At 46.2% G+C, this 8,540-nt stretch carries 4 protein-coding genes; 2 read left to right on the forward strand and 2 right to left on the reverse strand.

All coding sequences use genetic code 11. From position 1 onward, the window contains the following. Positions 1-111: 111 nt before the first annotated feature. Positions 112-2,682, forward strand: a complete 2,571-nt coding sequence (gene clpB / locus OIK42_RS18740) for an ATP-dependent chaperone ClpB (protein WP_273642651.1) — start codon at positions 112-114, stop codon at positions 2,680-2,682. A gap of 77 nt (positions 2,683-2,759) precedes the next feature. Here the strand turns inward: clpB and prsT are convergent, their stop codons facing one another. After that, the gene (gene prsT / locus OIK42_RS18745) at positions 2,760-5,549 is read right to left on the reverse strand and encodes an XrtA/PEP-CTERM system TPR-repeat protein PrsT (RefSeq protein ID WP_273642652.1); all 2,790 of its coding nucleotides are present in this window, start codon (positions 5,547-5,549) and stop codon (positions 2,760-2,762) included. Between the two features lie 428 nt (positions 5,550-5,977). Continuing rightward, positions 5,978-6,904 (reverse strand): exosortase-dependent surface protein XDP1, encoded by a 927-nt coding sequence (xdp1, locus tag OIK42_RS18750; protein ID WP_273642653.1) that lies wholly within the window; start codon positions 6,902-6,904, stop codon positions 5,978-5,980. Positions 6,905-7,255: 351 nt separating this feature from the next. On the opposite strand from xdp1, the gene pssA reads away from it, so the two are divergent. Beyond that, on the forward strand, positions 7,256-8,092 hold the full coding sequence (gene pssA / locus OIK42_RS18755) for a CDP-diacylglycerol--serine O-phosphatidyltransferase (protein ID WP_273642654.1): 837 nt from the start codon (positions 7,256-7,258) through the stop codon (positions 8,090-8,092). The last annotated feature ends 448 nt before the right edge of the window (positions 8,093-8,540 follow it).

The following is an 8,540-nucleotide window of genomic DNA, read 5'->3' on the forward strand; positions in this document are numbered from 1 at the left end:
AACAACTAAACTAAAAATTTTGTTTAAATATTGTTCGCTCGACTTGAATCCCACGCCTATCATACCCATAAATTGAGCAAGGTTATTTAGCACGGTTAAAAGAGGTTACCCATGCGTTTAGATAGATTTACCAGCAAGTTCCAGATTGCGATCTCCGATGCGCAGTCTCTTGCGTTGGGCAGAGATCATCAGTTTATCCAGCCCGTGCATTTAATGACAGCACTACTTAATCAGCAAGGCGGCTCGGTGCGGCCTATGCTTGATCAGGCAGGAGTCAATGTAAATGCCCTGCGCTCGGCACTTGCCGAAGCCGTTGACCGCTTATCCCGGGTAGAGGGAGTAGGTGGCGATGTGCAATTAAGCAAAGAAAGTGTGGTGCTGCTGAATTTGTGCGACAAGATTGCTCAGCAGCGCAAAGATGACTACATCACCTCCGAAATATTTGTCTTAGCTGCCATACAGGATAAAGGCCGCCTGGGCGATATTTTGCGTGATCTGGGGATTACCAAAGACACCATCGAAAGCGCCATTGATGCCATTCGCGGCGGTCAGAAAGTGACTGATCCGAATGCAGAAGACGTGCGTCAGGCATTGGAAAAATACACCACAGATCTCACTGAGCGCGCCGAACAAGGCAAGCTTGACCCGGTTATTGGTCGCGACGATGAAATTCGCCGCACCGTGCAGGTATTGCAGCGCCGGACCAAAAACAACCCGGTCCTGATTGGTGAGCCCGGTGTGGGAAAAACCGCCATTGTTGAGGGCTTAGCGCAGCGAATCATCAACGGCGAGGTACCAGAGGGCTTAAAAGATAAGCGTGTGTTATCGCTGGATATGGGCTCGCTGGTGGCCGGTGCAAAGTACCGCGGAGAATTTGAGGAACGATTAAAAGCCGTGCTTGCCGAACTGTCTAAAGAGGAAGGGCGCGTCATTCTGTTTATTGACGAGCTGCATACCATGGTAGGGGCGGGTAAGTCTGACGGCGCTATGGACGCCGGCAATATGCTTAAACCGGCGCTGGCGCGCGGCGAACTGCATTGCGTAGGAGCAACGACGCTCGATGAGTATCGTCAGTACATTGAGAAAGACGCAGCGCTTGAACGCCGCTTTCAAAAAATCGTCGTCGACGAACCCAGCGTTGAAGATACCATTGCTATTTTACGCGGCCTCAAAGAACGTTATGAGCTGCATCATTCGGTAGACATTACCGACCCGGCAATCGTGGCGGCAGCCAACTTATCGCACCGGTATATCAGCGATCGCCAGTTACCCGATAAAGCCATCGATTTAATTGACGAAGCGGCGTCGAGTATTCGTCTGCAGATAGACTCTAAGCCAGAAGATATGGACCGCCTCGAGCGACGCATCATTCAGTTAAAACTGGAAGAGCAGGCACTGGCTAAAGAAACCGATGATGCCAGTCACAAGCGTCTTGAAATGATTGAGTTAGAGCGTGAACAGGCCGAGATCAAATTGGCGGAGCTCGAGGCAATCTGGAAACAAGAAAAAGAGGCCATGCAGGGCACACAGTCTATTAAGTCGGAGCTTGAACAAGCCAAACTGGACTTAGAAATTGCCCGCCGTGCGTCTGATCTTAACCGTATGTCAGAGCTTCAGTACGGACGTATTCCCGAGCTTGAGATGAAACTGGAAAAAGCGGCAGAGAATGAGTCAAAAGAAACACTGCTGATGAAAAACCGGGTTACGGAAGCGGAAATTGCCGATGTACTGTCGCGCTGGACCGGTATTCCGGTGTCGAAAATGCTCGAGGGTGAACGCGATAAATTGTTACGCATGGAAGACGTATTACACAAGCGTGTTGTTGGCCAGCAGGAAGCCGTGAACGCGGTGTCCAATGCCATTCGCCGTTCACGGGCCGGTCTGTCTGATCCGAACAAACCCATTGGTTCTTTCCTGTTTTTAGGCCCCACAGGCGTGGGCAAAACAGAGCTGTGTAAATCGTTGGCCGGCTTTATGTTTGATACCGAAGATGCCATGGTTCGTATCGACATGTCGGAGTTTATGGAAAAGCATTCGGTGGCCAGGTTGGTCGGCGCACCGCCGGGATATGTCGGCTACGAAGAGGGCGGCTACCTGACTGAAGCCGTTCGCCGTAAGCCCTATTCGGTGATTTTGCTGGATGAAGTAGAAAAAGCCCATCCGGATGTCTTTAACATACTGCTCCAGGTATTAGACGATGGCCGCTTAACCGACGGGCAGGGACGCACGGTAGACTTTAAAAATACCGTCGTCATTATGACCTCCAATTTAGGCTCTGACATTATTCAGGATAAGCATCAGGAAAGTCAGTATGAAGAAATGAAATCAATGGTCATGAACGTTGTTGGCCAGCATTTTCGTCCTGAGTTTATTAACCGCGTCGATGATATCGTCGTGTTTCACCCGCTGGGCAAAGAGCAAATTAAGCAAATTGCCAAAATACAGCTGGCGTCACTGCGTGCACGTCTTGCTGAAAAAGGGTACAAGCTCGAATTATCAGCAGGGGCCATGGATAAGCTCGCCGATGCAGGCTTTGATCCGGTATTTGGTGCACGGCCTCTGAAACGGGCGATACAAACACAAATTGAGAACCCACTGGCGCAGCAACTCCTGTCAGGCAGCTTGCTACCGGAGTCAACGGTCAGAATTGACCTGGACGGCGATCATTTAGTCATTGTATAGGGTTATCCAGCATTGTAGCGGAAGACGAAAAAGCCGGTGATAGTTATCACCGGCTTTTTGTTTAACCTGGCTTTGCCTTATAAGAGGCTATCGAGTAACGACTGGGCTTTGTTACGGCTATAAAACGGACGTTCAACAGATACTGCTTTTTGTAGCTCGTCGATTGCTTCGTTATTGCGGTTTAATTTGGCCAGCGTGTAACCAATATGATAGCGCGTTTCGGGGTTTTTGGAGTCACGGGCAAATGCGCGGCGCAATATACCCAGACCATCCTCTAATTGCCCCTGCTGAACCAGTACCCAACCGTAGGTATCCAGAATTTCTGGCGCGCTACTGTCCAGTTCATAGGCCTGAGTAATATACTCTTTGGCCTGCTGAAGATCCTGCTCAAGGCTCATAACGGCCAGCTTATTTAAAACAATCGGTTTGTTAAACAGCTTCTCTTCAAGCAGTAAAGACTTATACAGTGCTGTGGCCTTGTCGAAGTTACCCTGAATAAAATAAAACTGCGCCAGGAGGTTTTTGGCCAGCACGTTTTGGGGAGAACTTTTTAAGATTTTTTCCGACTGCGACGTAAACGCCTCATCATTATTGCCCCGCAGAGCAAAGTCATAAAGTAATACCAGTGCCTGATAAAAATCAGGATCTATGTTTAGTGCCTGTTGTAAACTCGCGGTAGCACCTTGGGTGTCATCCTGGCGTTTATGATAGAGCGCCATGACCAACCAATAATTGGCATTCTCGCCATTATTATTGCGCATGTTATCCAACAGTTGTTTAGCGGTAGTAAGTTCATTGGTTTCAATGAGCAGTTTTATCTTTTCTAAGGCTAAACGTTGGCTGTTTGGCGCGAGTTCCAAGGCGGTATCTAAAGATTTTAATGCGCCCGGGAGGTCGTTTACTGCGCGTTGCAGTTCACTTTGCTGGAGCAACAAGGATACTGACTCCTTGGTGAAATGTTCAACAATTGCCAGGGTTTTCCTGGCTTCAACATTGTTTCGTTTCTGGATAAGCAAGGTCGTTTTTAGCAGCAGGTAATCAGCGTTGTCGAAGTCATCTACCAACAGACGGTCGACATGATAAATCGCCCTGTCGAAGTCACTTTCAGACTGATGCAATTTAGCCAATTCGAGTCTGGCATAGGTAAAACCAGCGTCGAGCACAAGAATATCGTTGTACAGTGAGATGGCGTTTTCCACATTCCCTTGTTTCACCATATTATGTGCTTTCAGCAGGAGCGATTGAGGGTGATTAGGGGAGAGTTCAAGGAGCTCTTCGATGACTATATTCGATGCCTCGAACTCTTGCTGGCGACTGAGTATCGCCGCTTTATTAAATTTCGCTGCAAATAAATCAGGCTTTTTTGCCAGCGCGAACATAATGAGATCGAGGGCCTCATCGTATTCTTTTAGGCGAATTAATATCCCGGCTTTGAGGTTAATAAAGTCGGGGTCGTCAGGATATAACGCTAAGATAGCTTCGGCACTCTTTAATGCATCGTCCAGCGAACCTTCCCTGAGTTTAAGCAGGCTATAAGTGAGCAGAAAAGGCACGTTCTGATTGTTGTCAGCATAGCTGCTATCGAGAATAGCTATGGCCTGCTCCATATTGCCCCGCAGTGCCATAAGTCGAATCTTATACAAACTGACTCTGGGATCTTCGGGAAAACGCTCGCTCAGCTCGTCACTCAGGCGCTGTGCCTTAAACGTTTTATTTTGCTTTAAATACAGATCGCCAAGTAATAAGGCTGATTCAATGTCATCAAGTAAGTTTTTCTCGTGCTTTTCTAATAATATCAACGCCTGGCGGTTTCGTTGTGTCATTAAATACGTTCTTGCCAAAAGCACGATCGCTTGGGTGTCATTGGGGTTGCTGATTAAATACCGGGAAAAATCTCTGCCTGCTTGTTCGGTATTACCATGGAAGAAAGCCGTTAAACCACTGATGTAAAGCAGAACAGGTTGGTCGGCAATAATTTCCGGCGAAAGACTCGCCATTATTTCGTTAAGTTGCTCCAGGCGAGAATTACTGATGAGCTGCTTTTTATCTTTACTTTCAAGCCAGCTGCTCAACAGAATGGCCAGTGGGTCGTTAGGTGTCTTTTGAATAATTTCATCAACAAACGCTCTGGCACTATCAAAGTCGTTGCTTTTTAAGTAAATGTCCGCCAGCTTTCTGAGTGTGACAGGGTCGTTGGGGTCTAACCTAAGTGCTTTTTGCAGATAATCAATCGCATTATCATAGTCGTTACGAGCGTGTGATAACTCGCCTTTGAGTCGCCAGGTAACCGGCGACTCACCATTAAAACTGAGGGCTTTATCCAAATAAGACTGGACTGCGTCAAAATCTTCTTGCGATAACGCCACCGAGGCGAGACCGTTATAAGCAGGTATATAGGTAGGATCGATATCCAGACTCTGTCGATAGGCACTATTTGCACACTCCAAACGTCCCAGACGAGTGCATGCCGTAGCGCGTATTTGCAACCATTTTAGCTTGTGTTCATTGACTAACTGCTCGGTGCCATTAAAGTTGATGACCCGTTCATATTTGTTCTGAAAAAGTAAGGCGTTACCCAATGCTTCAGCAACCAGATTGAAGTCTGCACCCTGATCTAAAGCTTCATAAAATTCACTTTCGGCGGCGTTCAGGTAGCCGTTGATGAGTAATATTTTACCCATTAGGATTTTTGCAGCGAGATTATCCGGATCCTGCTTTAAGCTATTTTTTAAATGGATAAACGCATCGTCATAAGCGGCTTGATTATAAGCTGATAGTGCTTTTTCATAATCATCTTCTGAGCTTGCAAATGACAATGTGCAAACAGGCAAACATAGCAAAACTAACAAAGCTAACGTTAAACGCATATTTTCTTTCAGTCTCTGTTGGGTAATTCTGATTGTGAACAATAAGTGCTGAAAACACCATAAAACTGTAGGTTTTATCCCGAATTTTTATGTTACTACGCTTTAGTGCTAAACAATAAGCTTACGCAAATAGATTTATTATTATCAGCGCAACACCGCGTGCAAGCGCCGTAAGCTTGTATTAGCGATGTCTTACACTGTGTTAGGGCGCGTTACGCCATTAATAATGACGGATATATAAGGTACTTTGCTTGCAATGTTGAACAACCATGGATGACATTTACGACATGTCCAGATTGGTTTGCCCTGGGGGATCACGTTGAATAGTACTTTAATCTAAGCAATCCCAGGCGTTGCTCAGTGTCAGCCTGGGATGCATTAAATAACGCGTAGCGTCGGAATTGGTGTAAACAGTGCCAGGCCATTAATTATGCGCCGAGCTGTTTACTCTTGCGTTGCCATACAGCAAAACCGCCTGCCAGTAACATTAACGCGAGTGTACCCGGCGCGCTGACTGGGTCTGCGTTGTCATCGTTGGTCGAGCCTTGCGCTTTGCTAAAGCCGATAGAGGATAATTTGAATTTATCGTCGCCCTGAGAAAAACCATCAACATAGGCAAAGATTGAGTTATACGCCCCTACCAGCCAATACTTCGAGAAACCAGTGGTAGTAAAATCGGAATGATAGTTACCATAGCTGCCGGTAATACCAAAGCTTCCTTTCAGCGCGGTGCCTACTGAACTTGCAATGTCAGACCAACTTGCACTGCCGCTTGTTAGCTGGCTTACGTCAGATAAGCCAGCAACGGTTACCTGTTGGCTAGAAGAGTGTGCGCCTAACCAGCTAAAAGCTGCACCGTTCAGTTGCACTTCTTCTGAGAAGGAAAACAGCACCATGTCGTAATCGGGAATAAACCCTGTTTCTCTCCAACCACCGTTTTCCCAGCGATAAGAGTGGCCTTCATTGTCTATGGAATGGCTGTGGCTATGGCTGTCAAAGCTTTGTTCATCTGCGTTTTCGATACCCAGACCTTCGCCATAGGGACCCGATAAACTGGCGGATTCAACAGTGTTATCGTCAGATCCAGCAGTATCTGACCACGCGGTAACAGAGATGGATACACCATTCACCACGACGGTGCTGCCAGTAGGATCGACACTACTATCATAAACACCCTGACCGTCCCTTGAATTAATACCGTAGCCATCCTGTGAATTAGTCAAGTCATAGGTCGAGGCTGCGCGCCAGGAATCACAGCCATTCACGTTGCAATCTGTACTCGCAATGGCCGTTATTGGTGTTGCAATAATCAGAGCGGTTACTACCAGAATAGATTTAGTATAATACAGCTTCATTCAACTCTTCCTCATTCTGCACTACTCAGTATCAATAAACTCTGCATTTTTCATGCCGAAGATATAATACCCACTTTTAACAGTGTGTTAGTGCAATTTTTAATGAATAGATGCCGCTTTTGTAAAAGAATTCGACAGCTACTTTAGGATGAGATGACCGTTCAACATGGTTTAATCGTCATCCGAACAACAGTTAAATTGTAACACCGGGCAAAGAGACGTTTGGTATATGAAGTGATAAGTGATTATAGTAAACCACTATTAAGCTTTGCTTACGATAGTGCTGAAAATCACAGAAACTTAACAAAGAATGTGAAATAATGGGTTTTGAAATAAGTAACAGAGAAAACTATGACAGAGAGTAAACATAAGGGCATATATTTACTGCCTAATTTGCTGACTACGGCAGGATTATTTTCAGGCTTTTTCGCTGTTGTCTCTTCAATGAATGGTAGGTTTGAAGCTGCAGCAGTAGCGGTATTTGTAGCGATGATTTTTGATGGTCTTGACGGGCGTGTAGCGCGCATCACCAACACTCAAAGTGACTTTGGCGCCGAATACGACTCCATGGCCGATATGGTATCCTTTGGAGTGGCCCCGGCTTTGGTCGCCTATAACTGGGGATTGAGTGAGCTCGGTAAACTGGGATGGTTTGCTGCCTTTATATATGTTGCCGGGGCTGCATTGCGCCTGGCCAGGTTTAATACACAGGTTGGTATTGCCGATAAACGTTTCTTTCAAGGGTTAGCAAGCCCTGCTGCCGCGGCTGTGGTCAGTGGTTTTGTGTGGCTTGGGGTCGAATACGACATTAATGGTAATGACATTGGCATCCTTGTGGCATTGGTGACCGGACTATCCGGTTTACTCATGGTAAGTAACTTTAAGTATAACAGTTTTAAAGAGGTAGACTGGCATGGCAAAGTGCCGTTTGTCGCGCTCCTCCTTATATTGCTAATATTCATTGTGGTAGCAACCGAGCCTGCATTGGTGTTGTTTCTTGTGTTTGCCTTATATGCGCTGGCGGGTCCAATCAATACATTCCGGACTGTAGATAAAGTCACCTTAAATGATGTGGTAGGCGACCAGCTGGAAGACGCTGACTTTAAGGCTGATAAACCAGCTGAGAACGATAATGCCAGCGCCGAAGCAGATCCGGCTAATACCGAAACTGACAAAGATAAACCTTAAAACAACAGCAAAGCTTTAAGGATTGTACAAAACGCGACCAAACGGTCGCGTTTTTCATTTTTTTTGTCAAATCACTGTTGACGCAGACGCAAAGATACGTAAAATGCGCGCCTCACTTCGACGGGTTTAACGACAACATTGAAGTGGTGTTTCAGAGAAAACGGTTTGCGAAAATAATTCAAAAAACATGTTGACTCAAAAAACAAAAAGCGTATTATACGCATCCGCTTCGGCAGGGCCTAAACGGCACCGGGGCGCAGAGTTGAAAAGCTCTGGCAGCAAAGAGTACTGATAGTCCTCCTTGCGCAGAAAGAAACATCCTTTCTGCACTTTGTTCTTTAAAAATCAGATAACAAGACAATTTGTGTGGGCACTCATTAAGAGTGTCACAACGACAATTCAAAATTTCGATATATTTAATTGAAGAGTTTGATCATGGCTCAGATTG

Origin of the sequence: Alteromonas gilva (assembly GCF_028595265.1) — a bacterium.
GTDB classification, from domain to species: Bacteria; Pseudomonadota; Gammaproteobacteria; order Enterobacterales; family Alteromonadaceae; genus Alteromonas; species Alteromonas gilva.